Source organism: Virgibacillus sp. L01, from assembly GCF_052246775.1.
GTDB lineage: Bacteria > Bacillota > Bacilli > Bacillales > Amphibacillaceae > Lentibacillus.
Genome location: NZ_JBQQCP010000002.1, coordinates 96,734 through 117,783, shown reverse-complemented (window position 1 = coordinate 117,783; position 21,050 = coordinate 96,734). Strand labels below are relative to the sequence as shown.

At 36.3% G+C, this 21,050-nt stretch carries 17 protein-coding genes and 1 pseudogene; 4 read left to right on the top strand and 14 right to left on the bottom strand.

Going from position 1 to position 21,050, the window contains the following annotated elements; translation table 11 throughout:
- Nucleotides 1-118: 118 nt before the first annotated feature.
- From ACTWQM_RS05625 to ACTWQM_RS05610, 4 genes are all read right to left on the bottom strand, one after another.
- The gene (locus tag ACTWQM_RS05625) at nucleotides 119-841 is read right to left on the bottom strand and encodes a PRC-barrel domain-containing protein (RefSeq protein ID WP_443257206.1); all 723 of its coding nucleotides are present in this window, start codon (nucleotides 839-841) and stop codon (nucleotides 119-121) included.
- Nucleotides 842-903: 62 nt separating this feature from the next.
- A complete protein-coding gene (locus ACTWQM_RS05620; RefSeq protein ID WP_443257205.1) occupies nucleotides 904-1,716 on the bottom strand; it encodes a S1C family serine protease in 813 nt (270 codons plus the stop codon).
- 24 nt (nucleotides 1,717-1,740) lie between these two features.
- Nucleotides 1,741-3,768 (bottom strand): ABC transporter ATP-binding protein, encoded by a 2,028-nt coding sequence (locus tag ACTWQM_RS05615; protein WP_443257204.1) that lies wholly within the window; start codon nucleotides 3,766-3,768, stop codon nucleotides 1,741-1,743.
- A complete protein-coding gene (locus tag ACTWQM_RS05610) occupies nucleotides 3,768-5,516 on the bottom strand; it encodes an ABC transporter ATP-binding protein (RefSeq protein WP_443257203.1) in 1,749 nt (582 codons plus the stop codon). The genes ACTWQM_RS05615 and ACTWQM_RS05610 overlap by 1 nt, the downstream gene beginning before the upstream one ends.
- 521 nt (nucleotides 5,517-6,037) lie before the next feature.
- On the opposite strand from ACTWQM_RS05610, the gene ACTWQM_RS05605 reads away from it, so the two are divergent.
- Nucleotides 6,038-6,997, top strand: a complete 960-nt coding sequence (locus tag ACTWQM_RS05605; RefSeq protein ID WP_443257202.1) for a methyl-accepting chemotaxis protein — start codon at nucleotides 6,038-6,040, stop codon at nucleotides 6,995-6,997.
- Nucleotides 6,998-7,045: 48 nt separating this feature from the next.
- On the opposite strand, the gene ACTWQM_RS05600 is transcribed toward ACTWQM_RS05605, so the two are convergent.
- A complete protein-coding gene (locus ACTWQM_RS05600; RefSeq protein WP_443257201.1) occupies nucleotides 7,046-7,294 on the bottom strand; it encodes a hypothetical protein in 249 nt (82 codons plus the stop codon).
- A gap of 261 nt (nucleotides 7,295-7,555) precedes the next feature.
- Between ACTWQM_RS05600 and ACTWQM_RS05595 the strand changes: the two genes are divergently transcribed.
- Genes ACTWQM_RS05595 through ACTWQM_RS05585 form a run of 3 tightly spaced genes read left to right on the top strand, consistent with a single transcriptional unit; the run spans nucleotide 7,556 to nucleotide 11,327 of the window.
- A complete protein-coding gene (locus ACTWQM_RS05595) occupies nucleotides 7,556-9,061 on the top strand; it encodes a spore germination protein (protein WP_443257200.1) in 1,506 nt (501 codons plus the stop codon).
- A gap of 8 nt (nucleotides 9,062-9,069) precedes the next feature.
- Nucleotides 9,070-10,185 (top strand): GerAB/ArcD/ProY family transporter, encoded by a 1,116-nt coding sequence (locus ACTWQM_RS05590; RefSeq protein WP_443257199.1) that lies wholly within the window; start codon nucleotides 9,070-9,072, stop codon nucleotides 10,183-10,185.
- Nucleotides 10,182-11,327 carry a Ger(x)C family spore germination protein gene (locus ACTWQM_RS05585; protein ID WP_443257198.1) on the top strand — a complete coding sequence of 382 codons (1,146 nt, stop codon included), beginning with the start codon at nucleotides 10,182-10,184 and terminating at the stop codon, nucleotides 11,325-11,327. The genes ACTWQM_RS05590 and ACTWQM_RS05585 overlap by 4 nt, the downstream gene beginning before the upstream one ends.
- Before the next feature lie 781 nt (nucleotides 11,328-12,108).
- Here the strand turns inward: ACTWQM_RS05585 and ACTWQM_RS05580 are convergent.
- The 9 genes and pseudogenes from ACTWQM_RS05580 to ACTWQM_RS05540 all read right to left on the bottom strand — a co-directional run bounded on the left by ACTWQM_RS05580 (nucleotide 12,109) and on the right by ACTWQM_RS05540 (nucleotide 20,950).
- Nucleotides 12,109-13,317: a quaternary amine ABC transporter ATP-binding protein gene (locus tag ACTWQM_RS05580; protein ID WP_443257197.1), complete on the bottom strand. Its 1,209-nt coding sequence runs from the start codon at nucleotides 13,315-13,317 to the stop codon at nucleotides 12,109-12,111.
- A complete protein-coding gene (locus ACTWQM_RS05575; protein ID WP_443257196.1) occupies nucleotides 13,317-14,174 on the bottom strand; it encodes an ABC transporter permease in 858 nt (285 codons plus the stop codon). The genes ACTWQM_RS05580 and ACTWQM_RS05575 overlap by 1 nt, the downstream gene beginning before the upstream one ends.
- A 68-nt stretch (nucleotides 14,175-14,242) precedes the next feature.
- Nucleotides 14,243-15,253, bottom strand: coding sequence for an ABC transporter substrate-binding protein (locus ACTWQM_RS05570; RefSeq protein ID WP_443257195.1), 1,011 nt, complete (start codon nucleotides 15,251-15,253; stop codon nucleotides 14,243-14,245).
- A 415-nt stretch (nucleotides 15,254-15,668) separates the two neighbouring features.
- A complete protein-coding gene (locus tag ACTWQM_RS05565) occupies nucleotides 15,669-16,745 on the bottom strand; it encodes an undecaprenyldiphospho-muramoylpentapeptide beta-N-acetylglucosaminyltransferase (protein WP_443257194.1) in 1,077 nt (358 codons plus the stop codon).
- Nucleotides 16,746-17,343: 598 nt separating this feature from the next.
- A complete protein-coding gene (locus tag ACTWQM_RS05560) occupies nucleotides 17,344-18,573 on the bottom strand; it encodes a GNAT family N-acetyltransferase (protein WP_443257193.1) in 1,230 nt (409 codons plus the stop codon).
- 178 nt (nucleotides 18,574-18,751) lie between these two features.
- Nucleotides 18,752-19,322 (bottom strand): annotated as a pseudogene (locus tag ACTWQM_RS05555) (SDR family NAD(P)-dependent oxidoreductase); the annotation flags it as partial.
- Nucleotides 19,323-19,482: 160 nt separating this feature from the next.
- A complete protein-coding gene (locus ACTWQM_RS05550) occupies nucleotides 19,483-19,815 on the bottom strand; it encodes a MazG nucleotide pyrophosphohydrolase domain-containing protein (protein ID WP_092504179.1) in 333 nt (110 codons plus the stop codon).
- 310 nt (nucleotides 19,816-20,125) lie between these two features.
- On the bottom strand, nucleotides 20,126-20,425 hold the full coding sequence (locus ACTWQM_RS05545) for a hypothetical protein (protein ID WP_443257192.1): 300 nt from the start codon (nucleotides 20,423-20,425) through the stop codon (nucleotides 20,126-20,128).
- A 96-nt stretch (nucleotides 20,426-20,521) separates the two neighbouring features.
- Nucleotides 20,522-20,950, bottom strand: coding sequence for a hypothetical protein (locus tag ACTWQM_RS05540; protein WP_443257191.1), 429 nt, complete (start codon nucleotides 20,948-20,950; stop codon nucleotides 20,522-20,524).
- Nucleotides 20,951-21,050 lie beyond the last annotated feature (100 nt).

Below are 21,050 nucleotides of genomic sequence, written 5' to 3'. Positions count from 1 at the left end.
CAAAATAATTACAGTTTGTTTAAATATTCATTACTTATATAGTATAACAACCATTGGATAAAAAGTGGTAAACGAAAAAAGATGCCTAATAAAAGACATCCTTTCTTATCGCACTGTATTATAATTCAGCTATGATCTCTTCCTTTGTATTGTAGCTTTTCTGTCCCTTTAACACTTCAAGGTCTGTGTCAACGTAAATATCGCCTTCAAACCACTCGACTGATTGAATAGTATCAGGATTTATTATGAAGAATTTATCCCTAGCAGGAAATTCATCCATGTCAACGACAAGAAAGCGTACTTTCCAGTATTCATCATCAAAAACCATGTCCACAACTTCGCCAATTCTGCCATTGTTTGCATGGACTCTGTTTTTTATAGTTTCATTGACACTTCGTAAATCATGTTCATCTTTATATTCATTCATTTGAAGCTGATCCCACAAATTATCTTCAGCTACAATGTCATCATGAATATGTGAAATAGGATGATCCTGTGCACCCCATAGCATACCACCTAACCAATATCTGCTCCATCCATAATAACCGGTTAACGAAGTCTCCAGATCTTTAGATATAGATACCTTTGCTGGTACTGATGGACTATTTCGTACTGTATCTTTATCATATTCAACCTCGACTCGCTCTTCCTGTTCGTTCATATTCACGAAAGCTGTTGGCGATAGCAGCACATTTCCTGATGGCAGCCATTTTCGAGTATCTACAACCGCATAACGTATTGCCCATTTTTTGTCATCAAAGTATAAATCGTGGATCTTTCCCATTTCACCATCAGTAGCATCAATATTATATTTTATTAATTTAGAAGTTAAGTACATCATTATAACCCCTCCTTGCGTTTATATTTCAAATACCCTTCAGGAATTCAAATAAAACAGAGGGGTTATTCATTATGCTGGTAATAGTAATCTATAGGTATAAACAGCCCTACACGCCCATGGGTATCATGAAACAATGTTGCAAACACAACCCCAAGAACTTTGCCATCCTCGTTAATAACTGGACTTCCACTACTCCCGCGATATACTGGGGCATCTATCATTAATACTGGCTCTTCCCAATCGCTTAATGACGTATAATCAATTATCGTTCCCTTATTAGCTATTCCATTAAAATTCAACGGGTTACCGATAAAATAAATCTGTTCATTCTGCTCAAAAGTAGTCTTATCAGCTAACTGCAAGTGTGGCAGATTTTCACCATCTACATCCAGGACTGCGAGATCAACTGAAGGAAATGTATCAACAACATCCGCTGAATATAACCCTTCATCAGGAAAAGCAACTGTAACAGAATCCTCCCCTTCTACAACATGATGATTGGTTAAGATTGTACCATCAGCCGTAATCGCAAACCCTGTTCCTCTACTGTCGCCTGTCTCAATTGCAACAACAGCTTCCTTATAGGTTTGGATTTGATCCTGTGTTGACAATTTTGCTGATGTTATTAAAAAGTCAATTGCAGGGACTGAAAATGTTTTAGGAAGGAGTGCGACCACATTAAACAGCATGACAAGTGCAATTAGCCAAAACGCCCACTTTGGAAATGGACGGTTTGGCTTAGGGTTTTGTTCCTGTTGAGCTTTAGCTAATGCCTTTTGACGCTCAATTTCAACAAGTTCTTTTAATTCTTCTTCATTAAACTCTTCGTATAGATCTTCATCAATAACATCATGGTCTTTTTTTTCGTCTGTCATAGCACACCCCGCAGAGCTGGATAATTACACTGCTCGTTTCGATTTCCCTTGTTGCATCTGGTACATATGATAATACAAGCCTTTTTCGCTGATAAGTTGAAAATGGTTACCTTGTTCTTTTATTGTACCATTTTCTAATACAAAAATTGAGTCTGCTTGCTGAATTGTCGATAATCGATGTGCAATGACAAGGGTTGTTCTCCCTTGTTTTAAAACTTCCAAGGCATTTTGAATGATACTTTCTGTCTCCGTATCGATATTGGCCGTTGCTTCATCCAGAATAAGGATTGCCGGATTAAAAGCAAGTGCGCGTGCAAAAGATATTAATTGGCGCTCACCAAGCGAGTAAGTCGTTCCTCCTTCAGACACCTTTTCATCGTAGCCATCAGGTAACTTTTCAATAAACCGATCCGCACCTACTGCTTCTAGTGCACTGATTGCGCTTGCTCGGGAAATGTTTGGATCACTCATCGTCACATTTGAAAGAATCGTTCCAGAAAATAAAAATGGATCCTGAAGGACGATTCCCATATGTCCTCTAACCTGTTGCCTGGACCACTCCTGCGTACAATTCCCATCAATTGTTATAGTACCTTTCTGCGGATCATAAAAACGGAAAAGTAAATTCATGATCGAACTTTTACCAGACCCCGTATGGCCAACAAATGCTGCTGTTTCTCCGGATTTTATAGTAAAAGAAATATCGTTTAGGACATAATCTACGTCATTATACGCAAACGACACATGGTCAAAATTAATTTCACCGCGGTATCGGTCAACCTTATCATTGATAACCTTTTCTCCATCATGGTCCAATAATTCAAACACCCTGTTTCCAGCAACACGCGCCTGTTCAATTAATGGAAGCTGATTCACAATATCCTCCATTGGTTCAAACAGTCTTGTTAAATAATCGACAAATGCATAAAGCACCCCAATGGAAATAATACTTCCCGGTTCCAGTGAAAAGGAACCAAAGTACCAGATAAAGCCCACAAATGCCAAGTTACGAAAAACAGTTACAAGATTGTATGACGTTAACGCACTTAACTTTACCAGTTTTCGTTGATACGTATAGTGCCGATCATTTAATACTTCAAAATCATCCTTTGTTTTCTTTTCCCTGCTGAATGCTTGAATAATTGGCATGCCTTGTATCGCTTCGTTGATATTACCATTTATTTCACTGATCGTCGCACGAACAACCCTGTTATATTTCGTGCCAAAATGTTTATATAATTTCATCCACCCAATAATTAATGGAACTACAACTAAACACAATGCAGCGAGCTTCACGTCCAGAATAAATAATGCGACGAAAATCCCAGCCATATAGATAACACTTGTTACAACGATTGATAAGACCCTTTCATACAAATCACGAATTGCTTCCGTATCATTTGTGACACGAGCGACAATTTTCCCAGCAGATTGCTCCACATAGTAGTTAATTGGGATTCGTTGTGTATGCGCAAAAATATCATTACGCATTTTTTGCACAATCTGATTGGACGATTTCTGTAATAGGAATGTCTGATAAAATTGAAAGAACCCTGCGATAACAAGCAAAACCATATATAAAACCAATAGAAATATAATTGGTCCTTGTTCAGGCTTGAAAAACGGGTAAATTTCTGACATGGAAAGTTTCTCACCTTCATATGTCAGCGTTTCATCTGCCGTTGTGATGGTGATCTTTTCACCCTCTGCACTACGCTTACCTTGTAGCGGAACAGTTTCATTTACAAAATAATAATCGCGGCTTACTTGAAAAACAGTAGCACTGCCTAATTCATGATCCGAATCTTCTATACGATCAGCTCTTTTATACAATTCACCATTGTAGGAAACCGTATATTTATCATCGTTATTTTCTACCTGCTGCCATTTACCCTCTACACCCAAGATATGTTCATCAATTACTGTCTTCGCAATTAAAGGCCCAGCAAGTTCGAGTGCAACAGCAACAACCAGACAAGCTAATCCAATTAAAATACCTTTTTTAAAATGTAACGCATATTGAAATAACCGCTTCTCAGTTGATCCTTTCATTAGGAGGACACCTCCCCATCTTCTAATTGTTGCTGCTGGTATTGTTCTTTGTACCAGCCATTCAACTTCATTAATTCCTCATGTGTTCCCTCTTCTGTAATTTTTCCATCTTCAAGCACAATAATATGGTCTGCATGTGTTACGGCTGACATACGATGTGCAGCAATAAATGTTGTTTTATTTTTCCGTTCATTACGTAAATGCTCAATAATTTTCGCCTCTGTTTTACCATCAACAGCAGACATCGAGTCATCCAAAATTAAAATTTCCGGATTTTTTATAAAAGCACGTGCTAATGCGACTCGTTGCTTCTGTCCACCAGATAAAGTTACACCACTTTCCCCAACCTGTGTATTTAAACCATTAGGAAGCTGCTTCATATCCTCAAGAAAATGTGCGAGCTCCATGACTCGGTAAATTTCCTTATCCGTTGCATCTGCTTTACCAAATTGAATATTTTCACGAATGGACTTGGAAAACATCATCTGATCTTGTGGTACATAACCAATCCACGCCCGAATTTGCTCCAGACTTATCGATTCTAAGTCAACACCGGACATTTTTATGGCACCAACTAATCCAGGATACTGCCTGAGCATTAATTTAAATAAGGTTGTTTTACCAGCTCCTGTTTTACCAACAACACCAATCGTCTGCCCTTTTTTCACAGTCAGCGAAATATCGGTTAACTGATTAATGTTTGTTGCCGGATAGGAAAAAGATACAGCATCAAAATCAATCGTATTTACTTCCCGAACAGTTTGAGGGTATTCTGGGTCTGCAATATCCGCCTGATAGTCCAGCGTATTGTTAACTCTGTCCAGCGAAGCATTTCCTCGCTGTAATATATTAATCAGCTCTCCAACGGCGAACATTGGCCAAATTAACATCCCAAGATAAACATTAAACGTGACCAAATCACCCAATGTTATCCTGTTTTCAAATACGAGTAATGCTCCATATCCTAACCCAATCGTATAGGATAAGCCGACAAGAATTTTCATAGTCGGTTCAAATAAAGCATCAATTTTTGCAACTTCTATGTTTTTTTCGTAAACATCAGTGGTCCTGGAGTAGAAACGCTTCTCATCCTGTTCCTCCTGTACAAATGCACGAATAACACGGACACCCCGAATAGATTCAAGCACTTCATTATTCATTTCACTAAATGCTTCCTGTGCCTTCGTGAAGCGCGCATGGATGGCAGCACCATATTTGTTCATAACAATCGCCATGATTGGTAACGGAATTAAAGCAGCCACTGTTAAACTCCAGTTGATCGTAAAGCCCATCATCGCTACAATCATCAACATAAATATGCTGGAATCCACAAGTGTCAGGACACCAAACCCTGCAGTAAGGTTAATTGTTTTAAGATCATTTGTACTTCGCGCCATTAAGTCGCCCGTACGATACTTGCCATAAAAGGTTGGCGTCATTTTCAAAAAGTGGTCCATCATCTTGCTACGTGTCCACCTCTCTAAAATGACCGCTCCACCAAACAACGTATAATCCCATAAAAATGAAATTGCGTAGTGGACAATTGTTAAAATTAAATAGCCTGCAACAACCATTAACAGTAATTGCATTGTTAACGTTTCAAATTGTATTTTATCGATTACATACCCTACCAATTTTGGCGGAATCAATCCAATTGCACTCGAAATAATTAAGGCTATGATTGCAAACGTATACCTTTTCCAATAATGCTTAAAAAACCAATCCAATTTCTTAAAAACCTGAAACATAATAATCACCTACTTCTCTCTCTAACAGTAGCCTTCTGAGCAGATAAAAAAAGCACACGCCTATGGCATGTGCTTTGAGAGTATAAATCATACCCCTCATATATTACAAAAAGGCCACAGACATGCGTGACCCTATAACTATAAAATAAAATATTATAGCTAGTTATTTTACCGCCCAGAAGGTCACACCAAATATAAAATTTTGTTTTGCAAGAACCATTTTACTTTCCATCGATATGACCTCCTCTCTTTTTTAAGATACTCAATAATTATAGTATTAAGAAAATTTAAAGTCAATTACTTTTTTAAAAATTTTTATTTTTTCTTCAAACAACACTTCGAAAAGTCGATATAAAAGCATAGGCTGTTTTCTAAAAGGTTCTTGGGATTTCGATAAACTGCAAACTTCTACAAAAAATAACAGAATGCTACGACTCGGTTATCCTTAGTATTTGTCGCAGTTAGGACAAAAGTAATAATCTTTTAGAAAACAGCTAATATAAGCAGCAGGGGGAATTGCATTGTTAGTCAAAACAAAAAAGCGTAATAATCTTGAAGAACAATTGTACACAGCAAATCAAAAAATACAGAAATTGGAGCAGGAAAAAGCACAAATCAAGAAGGATAGTTCACTTTTTTTAAACCAATTTGAAGAAGATTTAATACATACAATCAACCAGCACGACCATGTAAATGGACAGCACTATGACCTGGAAAATTTAGTCATTCGAATTAAACAGCGATTTGAGGAAGTTCAATCGCTTGGAGAACAATCAAGTAAACACTCCAAACATTTAGTTGAAGAGGGAATTGGACTTGTCGAGTCATCTGACACTCTCTCGAAGCAGTCAGAGGAGTACCAAGAAATTATGGAACAGAATCAAAAACTAATGAACCGCTTAGAAGTTCAGATGACAAAAACTGCTGGAAGTATGCAAGAGTTGGGGGAACATTCCAATACGATTAAGGAAGTCGTTAAAGTAATAAGTGAAATAGCAAATCAGACAAACCTATTAGCCTTGAATGCTTCTATTGAAGCTGCACGTGCCGGTGAACACGGGAAGGGTTTTGCAGTTGTAGCTTCAGAGGTTAGAAAGCTTGCTGAAAACACTGCAGAAAGCACCCATCATATTGATGAAGTGACAACGACAATTCAGCATAAAATCCAAGAAGCAGAACAGGACACATATGAGAATCAAAAAACACTGCGGTCATCAACAGAGATTAGTAACAAGACAGTGGACATGCTAGAACAAATGGCTTCAATCGTGAAAACTGTTAAATCAAATACACAAGATGTATTGCAAAATATAAATAATCAAAATGAACTTACAGGAGAAATGGTAAGATATATTGAGGAAACAAACGATTCCTTTGATACGATTAAACAAGTTATCACACAGCATATAGAAGATGCAAAAGTTGTAGATAAACAGCTAGCATCAGGAGTTGAGGGTATTAAAGGAATCTCATCGTTTTAAGGCAATACAAGTAGAGAATGACCCTAAGTCATTCTCTACTTGTTTATATTAAAATAAAGTATAAAGTTTATTTTTTTGCTGTGCCCCTTCCCTTCTAACTCCAAGGTCGACCATTCGTTCTACCTTTTCTACAGGTACATTGGTTGCTAGCGAAATCTCTTCAACTGATACATGTGGCTTCTTGACTATAAGACTCCTTATCCGATCACTTTCCACCAAACATGTCGTACACATCATAAACGGGCCAGATTCCATTTGCTTCTTACATAAACGGCAATTTCGAATAAACTCTCCCATTTACTCACCCCTTACGACTAATTAGGACTATTCTACACCAATCGACAAGAACAAACAATATAATTATAAGAATTTTTAAAAAACAATACTAAAGTCACATTGTATGCTAAAAGTCCTGATAATTTAAAAGGTATAAATCAGATCATTGTTGATAAGACAACAATCAGCCTTTCCCTTTTTCAAATATCTTTATAGCCATAATAATTTTCCCGACATTTTCACATACTAATATTCAGCAATTGTTTTCATCAGGAGGTACAAATGAGAAAAAACCGTCGCCGCAAAACTCAGACTAAATCTATCTTCCCTATAAAAATTGAAAAACTTGAGAAGCTTCTTAAAGATAAGTTTGAAAACAACCCGGATTTAATTTTTTCTACATTTGACATAGGAGAAAAGAAGGTTTGTGTTTTTTATATATCCTATCAGGTTCAAACGGAAAGACTTGATAATTTCCTATTAAAACCATTACTGAATATTAGCGAGTTAAGCACATCGAACATCCTCAACGAGGTCCCTATAGGGGGTGGATCAACTACAGATACACTGAAGGATATGCTTGAAGGTCTATTGATTGGTAAAGTTTATGTGTATGTAGAAGATGAAGATAAAGCTGCTTACTATTTAATCATTAGAAAGGAATCAAGACAACTTGCAAAGTCCGAAAATGAGTCTGTTGTATTAGGTCCCCAAGTAGCTTTCAGTGAATCACTCATTACAAATTTAAATGTTATACGCTGGAGTATAAGGTCTACAGATCTTGTACTGGAAAAAGTAATGATTGGAAAAAGATTTAAAACGGAAGTTCGAATAATTTATATGAAGTCCATTGCAAATGATACACACGTTAATACTATGCGGCAAAGACTACAGGATCTGGACATTGATAAAGTTGAAGACAGCAATGTACTTGCCCAGCTAATTGAGGATTCTTCGTCCACTATTTTTCCTCAGTATTACTTAACCGAGCTAGCAGATCGCCTAAGTTATACTGTATCCCAAGGCCGGATAGGTGTGTTGGTCGAGAATAACCCACAGGCAATTATAGCTCCTTCCACTATATTTAGTTTCCTTGAATCAACTGAGGATATGTATATGCGCTGGAATGCCGGATCCTTTTTACGGATTCTGCGGTTTATAGCTATGTTTATTTCAATAATACTTACACCTCTTTACGTTGCGGCCGTCACCTATCACTATGAGCTTATCCCACCACGGGAACTAATAACGATTGGGCAATCCAGAGCTATCGTGCCATTTCCACCGATAATTGAAGCGCTATTTCTGGAATTTTTAATTGAATTATTACGGGAAGCAGGTGCGAGACTGCCAACTAAGGTTGGTCAGACAATTGGTATTGTTGGTGGTGTAATTATTGGGCAGGCTGTGGTACAGGCTGGATTAACCAGTAGCATTCTCATTATCGTGATTGCTTTAAGTGCTCTCGCTTCTTTTACTGCTCCCAATTATGAAATGGGAACTACAGTGCGGGTTATTCGGTTTCCTATGATTATATTGGCAGGCATGTTTGGTCTCATCGGTATCGTGTATGGCCTGTCCTTTTTAGCAATTCATGTGTTAAAACTCAAATCATTGGGAGAGCCCTATCTGTCCCCAGTGTACCCATTTCGTTGGGATGACTTGAATAAAGCACTATACAGAGCACCCCATGCCTATCTGCATAAACGGTTTCTCTCATTAAGACCTAAAGATCTGCTTCGTTTTAAAAAGGCTGAGGCAGTTAAAAAACAAGATATAGATGAGTAGGTGGTTCTATGGAAATAAACGTTAAAATTAAAGAGAACGTTCGTATCCGTGCATTCTACTTGTTTTTTATCATTACATCCATTCAAATAGGCGTTGGGATAATGGGTGCTCCAATGTATATTTTCAAAGAATCTGAGCAAGATTCCTGGCTATCTATAATTATTGCGTTTGTCTACTTACTGCTTGTGTTATTCGTTATGTTTCGCATATTGGAGCAATATAAAAGTGCTGATATTTTTGGAATCCAAGTGGATATCTTCGGTAAATGGCTGGGAAAATTACTAGGGACAATTTATATTATTTATTTCACTGCTGCATTGCTATCCGTAATACTCACGTATATCGATGTTGTTCGAGTCTTTATCTTCCCGGAAATAAGTTCACTTATCCTTGCTGTTTTACTTGTTTCCCTAATAATTTACTGTATTTATGGCGGAATCCGCGTAATTATAGGTGTAGTGTTTATATTCTTTTTTTCTGCACACTGGCTTCTATTTCTTTTATATGAGCCACTCATTAGAATGGACATGACTCATTTCCAGCCGTTTTTCCAAGCTTCTTTTACCGAGTTATTAAAGGGAGCAAGAGCAACAGCGTTCTCTTTTGCGGGATTTGAAATACTCTTTTTGATCTATCCATTTATTCAAAACAAAGAAAGAGCTAAATTTCCTGCCTATTTTGGTGCTTTTTGGTCTTTTGGTCTTCTCTTCATTGCTACCACTATTTCAATTGGCTACTTTAGCGCAATACAATTGAAGGAGCTGGAGTGGTCTGTATTATCCCTATTCAAGATAGTTTCCCTTCCATTTGTTGAGCGTTTTGATTATATCGTTGTTGCAGAATGGATGATGGTTGCTTTGCCCAATATGATTTTACTAATGTGGGCTATTACGTATGGCATGAAACGTATGTACAAAGTTCAACAAAAAAAGACGTTATTTATAACATCATTTATCCTATTAATACTGATTGTCTTTATGTCTAATCATAGTGTAATCATTAAACTAACCGACCTTGTGGCTAAAATTGGTTTCTGGATTGTCTATGTCTATCCATTCCTGCTTTTACCGGTTGTATTATTTAAGAAAAGACAGGATAGGAAAAAGGGAAGTGAATTTGGATGAGGAACAGTTTAAGATTAATTGTTTTATTTGTGCTATTAGTTGCTTCTCTTACTGGCTGTGTGCAACCTAAATCGATTGAAGACCTTGGTATTATTAATACCCGTGGTGTCGATTTATTGGCAGATAACAAAATAGAAACAACTTTAGTAATTTATAAATTTGACTCCCAAAACCAGGAACTATCAGCAATTGTTTCAGGGGAAGGTAATACAATTAAGGGTGCACGCAAAAATGCGAATTACAAAACAAGCTTCCAGCTGACACCCGGACAAATACGTGTTGAAATGTTTGGGAAAGAAGTTGCTGAGAAAGGATTGTTAAGTTTTGTAGACACACAAATACGTGATGCCAGGGTCTCGGACACCATGTTTCTGGCAGTAAGCGATACTACAGCAAAAGATGTAATTACACAGGGTAAAGAAGGGGCCTCCGTTCACATAGGTAAATATTTATATGAACTGATTGAGCAAAGTATTCAGGATAACATTATTCCGCGAGTTACATTGCAGGATTTCCTGCACATTTATTATGACAAAGGTAAGGACCCGTATTTGCCTATACTGTCCACTAAAACAGAATCACCTACATTGTCAGCTATTGCACTATTTCAAGATGATAAATATGTTGGTCAAGTTCCTTTAAGAAATGCATTATTATTGAATGTTTTTACGAAAACCATTGAAAATGCAACCTTGGAAGCGCAATTGCCAATGGAGCCTTTTAAACAATATATGAAGAAAAGCAAGCAAGATGAAAGTGATGATGAAAAATTTTATATATTGATGAAGGTATTAAAAGGTAACAGTAAAACAAAAATGACGAGTCAGCAGAATTTGAAGTTTAAAACGGAAATCACTTTCAATGTAATGGCACAAGAGATATCAGAAGAAATAGATCTCAAAAATCCAAAGGTTAAAAAACGTTTTGAAAAAGAAATGGAAAAGGACTTCAAACAACAATTTGAACAACTTTTAAAACAATTACAGGAGTTAAACTCGGATCCTCTTGGATATGGTACTATTTATCGGGTTAATAAGCCTGGTGGTAAACTAACGGATGAAGAATGGCATAACAAATTTCCAGATATAAGTGTGGATTTTAAAATAGACTTCACCCTCAATCGTCATGGGACAACCCCATAATTAGATAACTTGGCTTATCGTTAAAAGGGATTCTTGTAAGCTTCGTTTGCTTTTCTTGGAATCCCTTATGTACAAGCTTAAATGGCAAAACCGAAGTCATCTAAAAAAATGTTGTTGGCGATGAAATGTAAAAAAATACTTGAGCGGGTTCTTATTATCTTGATAAGTGACCATTTCATGCGGTTCGAACGGGATTCGGGGTCTCATAAGCCTGATGAGTTACCCGTAAACCTTTACTACGTCGCATTCTTATTAATTCTACGGAGATTTCTCAACAACTGAAAGAGGCTGTGACAAAAGTATTTTAGTCAAAGAAAAATCCGAACTAAGATTCAAATTCTAGAATTCAAATAGTTTGGATTTTTGCAGTTAAAAAGGTATAATTAATTTCTTACTGTTATATGTGCAACTATGGTGGCATTCACCAAAAGGCTTGGTGAATCCCTAGTTTTTTAATGTTGCGGATTAGATGTAAAATGCGAAATAAATGCAGGAATAAAATCTATAAATTCTCGTCCCTCCGTCTGGGTTCTCTACGGGCGGATGTTTTCCGCGGGCACGGCCTTAGCCTCCTCGAGCAAACCACTCTGCGGGGTCTTCATACACGTGCTGTTCCCGCTGGAGTCCCCGTCCTCCGGTCAGCCGGACTAGCATAGTGCTGTCACACATTTATTTTTTCGCAATTCCTACTCAAGTCAACAGCGAAGGAAATACACGTACTCCTGTGGGATCTGAGGCGAGGCAACTGAAAAACCGACCTTACAGAAAGGTCGGTTTCAGATCACCCATGATATTCGTCGCTCTCACTCACGTCATCAGATACCAATCCGGATAACACGTGTACACGCAAAATATATCCGACTAGCTTCTCTTCTTCATTTACAACGGCAAGTGGAAAACTTGATTCCAACGCTTTTGGAATAATATCATTTATATATTCATCTTTAGGAACTACCGTAACATCATCACGCAAAACATCTTCAAGTGATTTCTTTTCTTTTATTCCTGAAATAGCATCATCAATCGTCACTATTCCTTTCAAATGACGTTGGCGATCTACAACAAACACACTGGAGATACCATTCTCTTCCATTTCTTTTCTGGCAACATTTAAACCATCCTTCATAGAAACAAGTGCATTCGGTTTAATCATGACATGTTCAGCCTGAAATACTTTTGAGCGGTCAATATCCTTTATGAAATCAGATATATAGTCATTGGCAGGATTTTCAATAATCGCTTCAGGGGTATCCACCTGATTGACCTTACCATCTTTCATTACCGCAACTCGATCACCCAATTTAAACGCCTCATTAACATCATGCGTAATAAAAATGATCGTTTTTTGTAAACGGTCCTGGATATCAAGCAATTCAAGCTGCATCTCACGGCGAATTAACGGATCCAGCGCACTGAATGGTTCATCCATTAAGAGAATATCCGGGTCATTTGCAAGTGCACGTGCCAAACCAACACGCTGCTGCATACCACCAGACAGTTCATCCGGATATTTGTCCTCGTATCCATTCAACCCGACAATATCAATATTCTTCTGTGCAACTTCCCGCCGTTCTTCTTTAGAAATATTACGTATTTCCAGGCCGTATTCTACATTTGCCATGATAGTCCTATGGTTGAAAAGACCAAAATGCTGGAAGACCATAGCAACCTTTTCTTGTCGAACCTTTTTAAGCTGTGAACCGTTGAATTTAACGATATCTTCCCCATCAATAAATATCGCTCCATCAGTAGGTTTGTTCAATAGATTAAAACAGCGAATTAAAGTTGACTTCCCACTTCCTGAAAGTCCCATGATAACAAAAATTTCACCTTGTTTTATATCCATAGAAGCATCATAAACACCAACAGTATGGCCAGTTTCCGCTAATATTTGATCTTTTTCCATGCCGGCTTTTATTTTAGGTATAATAGATTTTGGTTTTGAACCAAAAATCTTTGAAACATGCTCAAGTTTAATTTTAGTAGACATTAGCTTGCCCTCCTATGCTTCTGGAGCTTGTCGGCTACCCCACCAGTAATACGGTCAATAATAATTGCTAAAAATACAATACTTATTCCTGCCTCAAACCCTAAGGCCATATCAATTTGATTTATTGATACAAGAACCTGTTCACCAAGCCCCTGGGCACCAACCATTGATGCAATTACAACCATTGCCAGTGCCATCATCGTTGTCTGGTTCACCCCAGCCATAATTGTCGGAAGCGCTTGTGGTAACTGAATTTTAAGAAGCATTTGCCATTTTGATGAACCAAACGATTCAGCTGACTCAATAACTTCTTTATTAACTCCACGGATTGCTAGTTCTGTCAGTCTGATTACTGGCGGAACTGCATAAATTAATGTAGCAAAAATTGCCGCGACATTCCCGAGATTAAAGAAGAATATCGCCGGGATTAAATAGACAAAACTAGGCATTGTCTGCATTGCATCCAAAATCGGACGCATAACAGTTGAAAATCCTTTACTGAAGGCCATCCAAACACCTAAAGGAATACCAATTGCCAAGGAAATGATAACCGCTGTCATCACAATCGCTATTGTAGTCATCAAATCTTCCCATAAACCGAATGTACCTATTAAAAATAAAAATACTCCATATAAAATACCTGATGAGATTGATTTAAAATACCAGCCTAGTAAAGCGACTAATAATATAAGTAACCACCATGGCATCCATACTAAAAAGCCTTCAATACCGTTTATGATCTGTGTAGAAAATAAATAAATAAAATTAAATAAGCCTTCGAATGATTCATCTAAAAAATCTACAAAACGTGCAACATAATCACCCAGATTAGTTGATATATCTGGAAAAACTCCCATTAACGACACCTCACTTATTTTAAATTAGAAAAGCAGCTAACCAATAGCGGCCAGCTGCTTGTGAATTACTACATAGAGTCCTTGACTTTTTTGGCCACGTCTTCAGGAACCCAACTTGTCCAAACATCTTCATGTTCGTTCATCCACCACATTGCTGCGTCTTCTGCAGAAACATCTTCATTTGAATCCATATAATTTAGTGCATCCTCAGTTAGTGCACTGCTTGTTTCATAATTACTTAGAAAGTCCACAACCTCTGGTGCTGCATCAGGTATATCCTTATGAACAGCTACAACTACATCATTCGGTGGCGCTGCAGTTCCTTTAGTTTCATCATAAATTTCCTTATCATATTCTGGTTCCTGTAATAATGTTAAATCATACTTAGCTGTCACAGCTGTTGGAGACCAATAATAACCTACCCATGCTTCTCCCGCTTCATATGCATCAGCTAGTGATGCAACGATAGCTGCGTCAGAACCAGGCTTAAAGTTTACGAACGTATCGTTTAATCCATATGCTTCCATTTTTTGTGTTATAGCCTTTTCAATAGCCCAACCACTTGGAGCATTAATTAATCGACCTTTATCAGGCTCTGCCGGATCTGCAAATAATTCAGGATACTTTTTCAAATCCTCAACTGTTTTTAAGTCTGGTGCCATTGGTTCAATTCCGCGTTCTTCATCACCTTCAATAACATACGTTGGAACATACAATCCTTGTTCATTATCATCAAAGTTAACGGAAAGTTTCTTAATGTCACCTTCATCTAGTGCTTCGTTATAAACTTTCTTAATGTTATCTGTCCATATTTCCATATAAACATCGATATTACCCTCTCTTAAACCTTGAACAGTTGCAGCCGTCGAACCAGGCGTAACTTCTGTTTCAATACCGTAACCTTCTTCAATAATCTTTTGTGCAATACTATTATGGACTTTAATACTGTTCCAGCCGGCATCAGCAAAAACAAGTTTATCAACTTTTCCTTCTGAATCTGAACTTGAATCAGTTCCTCCGCAAGCAGAGAGAACTGCTATTAAAATAATAGTAGAAAACAATAATAATAGTTTCTTCAAAATAACTACCCCTTTTTAATTTTGTATGTTGAAAATAAGTATTTTCGTCACCAAGACGAGATTAAAGTATGTGTATATGATGTAACTGCTGAAGGACACATATATAGAAGTGTTCGCTTGAAGATGAATGTTGATAACAACACTCATTATGATAGTTAATTGCAAATTTTTAATCAAACTTTATTTAACGCGTTAATCTCTTATAAACATTGATTAGTGGATGTCAGTGGCTTTTAACTGCTACTATTTGCTTTTTCATCAAGAATACTACAGTATTCGACATAATTATTTTTTCACAACTCAGACTATTTTATGGTGAGTACCTAATTTACCTTATCAAATCGGAGGTATATATACTTTTTCTGATTGCTAAAATGTCCCCAAAACGCGGATGCGCCTGAGGACATTTTTTAGTTTATTGTTTTTTACCCGAGTTTTTAATGATTTCAATTACTCGGTCTCGAGCTTTCTCACTCTGATAATTCTTCATATTATCCATAATAATTGGAGCATGCTCTTTTAGCTGCGAAAGTTCATGGACTAGTGAATCTTCAGTTAGCGCTTCTTCTTCCATTACACGAGCATACCTTTTTTCAACAAACGATTTTGCATTTATAATCTGATCCCCTCTACTCGCTTCTTTTGATAACGGAATTAGCAGCATTGGTTTTCTAAGTGCAAGAAACTCAAAAATTGCATTTGATCCTGCTCGTGAAAGGACAAAATCAGTTGCCGCAAAAAGATCCTTCAATGTTTCATTAACATATTCAAATTGCGTATAGCCATCGCGATTTATCGATGTGTCTGTCTTACCTTGCCCGCAAATATGCGCAATTTGAAACGAAGGTAATAGCTCGTCAAGACTTGCGCGCACCGTATTATTTATTCTTTCCGAACCACCACTTCCACCCATAATGAGTAAAACTGGTTTTGCTTTGGTAAACCCGCACATTTCTAATCCTTTTTTCTTATCCCCCTGAAATAGTTCATCACGGATGACAGCACCTACATATTCGGCTTTATTCTCTGGAAGGTACTTCATCGTTTCCGGGAATGTTGCCAGGACTTTGCTGGAAAACGGAATGGCAAGTTTGTTTGCGAGTCCAGGTGTAAAGTCTGACTCATGAATAACTGCTGGTACACCACGCATTTTTGCGGCCATAATTACTGGCACAGAAACAAATCCGCCTTTTGAAAAAATAATGGAAGGCTTTCGTTTACCGATAATTCGCCAGGCCTGCATCGTACCTTTCATTACTTTGAATGGATCTTTAAAATTTTCCTTTGACATATATCGACGTAACTTCCCTGTTGAAATTGGATAGTATGTAATACCGTCAAGCTGTTCAATTAGTTTGCGTTCTATTCCACTTTTGGAGCCAATATAATCAATTTCCCATCCTTCTTTTTGGAATATCGGGATGAGTGCAAGATTAACGATTACATGACCTGCCGATCCCCCACCCGTAAAAAGAATTCGATTTTTATTCACAGAAATAACTCCTTTCTTTTCATAATACTAACTACTTCTATAATTCCTTTTATAATTTTTAATTTCACTTTCTCTATCCTAATCGAAAAACAGGTAAAAAGGAAGAGACTTATTATTGAGACAGACGAATTATAATATTCGATTAAGCTCGGTGTTGCTATTGTGTCCAGACTCTGGTTAACGGGAATTCTTTATAAACTTGGCCTATCAATAATAGGATTCTTAGTATGCGTAATTTACTTTCTAAAAACCTGTAAACTTTAGAGTTGGGTTTATGCAGTAATTTTCCACAGAGAATTACGTGCTGATTCTGGTTCCACTAAAAGAATGCTAAAAACGCTCAGAATCCATTTACGGGTTCACTTGCGGAGTGCAAAACAATAAATCACAAGATAAATATCACCTATAATCACATAATTTTCACTGTTAAATTCACATTAAAAAACAGCTTGGAGAAATATCCAAGCCATTTTTATTTCTAATATCTATTGTTAAACTAAAGCCCGTTAGCTGAAAAAGAATAAAGGTACTTATTAAACAATCGGACCCGATTGATTAAGACGTTTGACTAACGTCCTTTATTGAAAGAAGGAAAATATTAAAAGGCTTTAGTAATCGTAGGTTTACTATCAGTTTGAAAAAGTGAATTTATTATTTTTATATAACCTACATCTGAAATCTCCATCAATCCCCATTTTAAAAAGGAATAGGCATTCTCGACTCCCATCACCATAGAAGAAAACTCTGCTATATTCATTCTTAATTCAACATCAATTGGTCCATCTTCTATTATGTCTACAATTCTTCCTCCTTTAATGTCCAGTATAAAGGGCAAAGAATTTTTGGGGAAGAAGTCATCTTCAATCGCAAGTTTAACTGAAACTGTAATACCAGGGTTAAAAAGGTGATTGCTTTCTTTAAGTTCCTCAAAGAAGTCAGAGCAATTAATTATCCTATACATTATCCCGGTTCCCACATTTGCGATGTGTTTATAGTCAGGGGTGGAAGTAAAATCAACCATAGTTGTTTCTCCACTTTCTGGAGAGTCTACAAAATGTAAAATTTCGTCAAAATTTGAGTTAATTATTACTCGCTTTATTTGGTCTGATTGACTATTGAGGAAAGTTGAAAATTCTCTTATCACTTCTGGAGACTCAAAGAAAAGTTCGTGAATATGTAAATCTTTTTCCTTAATACTATACACAAAATAACCCTTAATTTCTCCCTCGATTACATAACCAATTACCCTTCCAAACCAAAAAGGTCTATCTAATTCCCTCTCAAAAGGAAACCTCTTCGTCATACCGTGTGTTCTGGAATAAGCCCTATTGTAGCAATCCAAAATTTGTCCTCTTTCATCAACAGTTAACTCCTCCAAGTGGCTCTTTTCTTTATAGTTAGGAAACTCATTTGGATTTAAGTAGAATTGATAGTTCTTTGTTCCGATACCAAATCCCATTTTTTTATAGAAACTAACTTTAAATGGGTTTAACATAACAAGATTGACTTTTGCCTCTGAATTTAACTTTAAAAAATACTGCAATAATTGATAAGCATTTTTTTCTTTTTTATGTAGCATATCAACGGCTAACATCCCAACTCCACCAACACGAACGGGAGTTGAGGAATAATTCATTTCAAAGTCAAAAGTCCTCATACCCGCTAATAATTTCTCTTCTTTAAACATGCCATATAAATTTTCTTTAGTGGTTTCTTCAATGTGGTTTTCGAGCCATTTATCAGAATTTAACCCTTCGAATGCCGAATTTGCTATTTTACAAAATTCCCCATAATAACTTCCGGTTATCTTTCTAATTTGTTTTTCCATCGAATTCTCCTAAAATATTTTTCATTCATCTTTACTCTCTGCTAGCTTAAGACCTTATTCCATAAAATGCCCCTATTATTGAACAAAAAATAAACACCACTCTTCAAAAATCTTGCTACTTTAGCTAAACAACACAACAATATTTTAACATTAAATTCCACCTATTTAATTGGAAAGTGGCAAGTTCTGCCGATAATGTAACGGTCAAAGCATCAACTGCTCCTTTCGTTGTTGCATATGCTAATTCACCAGGCATAGGTCCTTTAAACTGACCTGAAGTAATATTAACAATTCTTCCTCCAGATTCCTTCTTAAAGTTCTGAGCAAATTTACTACTTAATAGTGTAGTTGCACGAACATTCACCATATAGTGCTTATCTAATTCATCAGCAGTAAGATTGGAAAAATCGTTATTTGTTGAGTATGCTGCGTTGTTAATTAATATATCAGGATAACCAAGTTGTTCATTCACTCTATTTATAAGAAGTTAGGTGCATCATTTTTAGTTAAATCCAATTCCATCCGAGAAACCTTAACACCTTTTTTTACTAATTCTGCTTCTAATTTCATTGGTTCATCTAAATTTATTGCCCAAGACATCCCTGCATCCCTTTATCATAATCCGTCCAATAAGTGAAAAAGATATGGTAACCAGTTTCAGCTAACTCCTTGCAAATAGCTGCTCCAATACCATTAATGCGGCTAGCACCCGTAACAATTGCAATTTTTTCCTTAAATTGATTAATCATAATTTCCCTCCAAACACAACACATCAAATAAACTCTCAAATGAGAGTAATAATAGGCTATTGAGTTTTACAACTTGAGCTAACCTGCTGGTTTTGTACAATAAACCAATCTATTATTAAACAATCGCACCATTTAGTTGAATAGTGAAATACTTTCAATTCTAATGTTCTTTATCTTGTAATACTAAAAACTCTTCTAAATTTGGAGATTGGTTATATTTAATTGCAGCTTGACTATCCTTTTTAATGATGGCTTTTGTTAAATCAATGTGATTTATGCTGGCAATTGCCATTGCGTAATGTATGACATCAACTAACTCTTTTTCTAAAGAAGTATCCCCTGAAATTTCCTTTCGACCTTCTAACTGGTTTAGCACCTCTGCTACCTCGCCAATTTCTTCTACAAGTTTCATAAATAAAGCAGATGAAGAGCGTCCTTCTTTATATTTTAATGCTAGGTAGTTCTGGAACTCTTGGAATGTTAATTGTTTCATAAGAATCCTCACTTTTAATATTATTTTTCTCATTAAAAATTCAACACAAAGTAGCATATTACCTTTTCTTTTTATATAGTGAGATTGACATTACCTTAAAATACAGCATTTATAATGCTATAATTTCACTATTCTTCCCCATTAGTTAATCAAAGTGCAAATTTCCTTGTTCAACAATTGCACCCGTTAGTTAAACACCTATTTCGATACAGCCTTCGAAGGAATAAAAATGAGAAATTAGAAAGTAGTAAACGGTTTTTTACATTGGTTATTGCTATCATAGAAGCGAATGTTACAACCAATGCTATAGCTATATAAGGAACTCCGAAATAGAGAATGCAGTAGCGAATTCACCAAATCTTGATGTTTTTCTTCTAATAAAATAATAAATAAAAGAAGGAATAGAGATTAACACATAAAATTGAACTGCCGCATTTAAACCAGCAAGTAAACCTAGAAAATAACCCTCCTCTTTCATATCAAGTATAAAATAAATCATAAAACAAAGAAAAACTAACGATGCAATGTATAAGGGAAGCATAGTTTTATAAAACTTAAAAAACTTATTGTTTTTATCTATCTCTTTAGATTCAACAAAAATGTTTTTCATATTTTCCCTCCTTTGAAAAAGAAAATAACTTAAATAAGACTCTAGGTGAGCAATTTCCTTATTGTATTAAAGCCTGCCCGTTTGTTTAATAATACTTTATTTTGTTTTAGCGTTAAAATGATATTCATCGACAGTTTTAGGAACTTCTGGGTTATCTACATCTCCCCAATTTGTCTCCATGAACGCATCGTTTTTGGCATGTATTTCTGCAACAACTTCACTCGTTTCTCTTATGATAAAATGAATATTTACCTCTTTAATTAAATCCATGTCTTCTCTTGGATAACTCTTCACAGCTTCCAATAATATTATTGTCTCTAAATTCACATCCATTTGACCATCTTTATTCCATGTTCCAGCTTGGTCAATCATTGGAACTTCAATATTAAGTACGCCATCTTCAAAAACAGCTGAAATATCATAAGAGGTGTTATCATCTAAGTATTTTTGTATTTCATCTTCTTCACTTTGGGAACAAGCCGATAGAATTAAACAAAGGAACATTAACAGAAAAAACTTTTTCATTGGTAACTCCCCCTCACCTCTACTAATTAAATACAATAGACCTTGTTGCACTAAATTGCTTCGTTAATTGAAGAACAACATAATATAACACTATCATAAA

What these genes read in the sequence shown, in the direction of transcription:
- ACTWQM_RS05615 (WP_443257204.1), bottom strand. Translation starts at nt 3,768, where the DNA reads ATGAAAGGATCAACTGAGAAGCGGTTATTTCAATATGCGTTACATTTT.
- ACTWQM_RS05545 (WP_443257192.1), bottom strand. Translation starts at nt 20,425, where the DNA reads ATGAAAAACATTTTTGTTGAATCTAAAGAGATAGATAAAAACAATAAG.
- ACTWQM_RS05590 (WP_443257199.1), top strand. Translation starts at nt 9,070, where the DNA reads ATGGAAATAAACGTTAAAATTAAAGAGAACGTTCGTATCCGTGCATTC.
- ACTWQM_RS05540 (WP_443257191.1), bottom strand. Translation starts at nt 20,950, where the DNA reads ATGAAAAAGTTTTTTCTGTTAATGTTCCTTTGTTTAATTCTATCGGCT.
- ACTWQM_RS05595 (WP_443257200.1), top strand. Translation starts at nt 7,556, where the DNA reads ATGAGAAAAAACCGTCGCCGCAAAACTCAGACTAAATCTATCTTCCCT.
- ACTWQM_RS05585 (WP_443257198.1), top strand. Translation starts at nt 10,182, where the DNA reads ATGAGGAACAGTTTAAGATTAATTGTTTTATTTGTGCTATTAGTTGCT.
- ACTWQM_RS05600 (WP_443257201.1), bottom strand. Translation starts at nt 7,294, where the DNA reads ATGGGAGAGTTTATTCGAAATTGCCGTTTATGTAAGAAGCAAATGGAA.
- ACTWQM_RS05560 (WP_443257193.1), bottom strand. Translation starts at nt 18,573, where the DNA reads ATGGAAAAACAAATTAGAAAGATAACCGGAAGTTATTATGGGGAATTT.
- ACTWQM_RS05580 (WP_443257197.1), bottom strand. Translation starts at nt 13,317, where the DNA reads ATGTCTACTAAAATTAAACTTGAGCATGTTTCAAAGATTTTTGGTTCA.
- ACTWQM_RS05625 (WP_443257206.1), bottom strand. Translation starts at nt 841, where the DNA reads ATGATGTACTTAACTTCTAAATTAATAAAATATAATATTGATGCTACT.
- ACTWQM_RS05620 (WP_443257205.1), bottom strand. Translation starts at nt 1,716, where the DNA reads ATGACAGACGAAAAAAAAGACCATGATGTTATTGATGAAGATCTATAC.
- ACTWQM_RS05550 (WP_092504179.1), bottom strand. Translation starts at nt 19,815, where the DNA reads ATGAAACAATTAACATTCCAAGAGTTCCAGAACTACCTAGCATTAAAA.
- ACTWQM_RS05610 (WP_443257203.1), bottom strand. Translation starts at nt 5,516, where the DNA reads ATGTTTCAGGTTTTTAAGAAATTGGATTGGTTTTTTAAGCATTATTGG.
- ACTWQM_RS05575 (WP_443257196.1), bottom strand. Translation starts at nt 14,174, where the DNA reads ATGGGAGTTTTTCCAGATATATCAACTAATCTGGGTGATTATGTTGCA.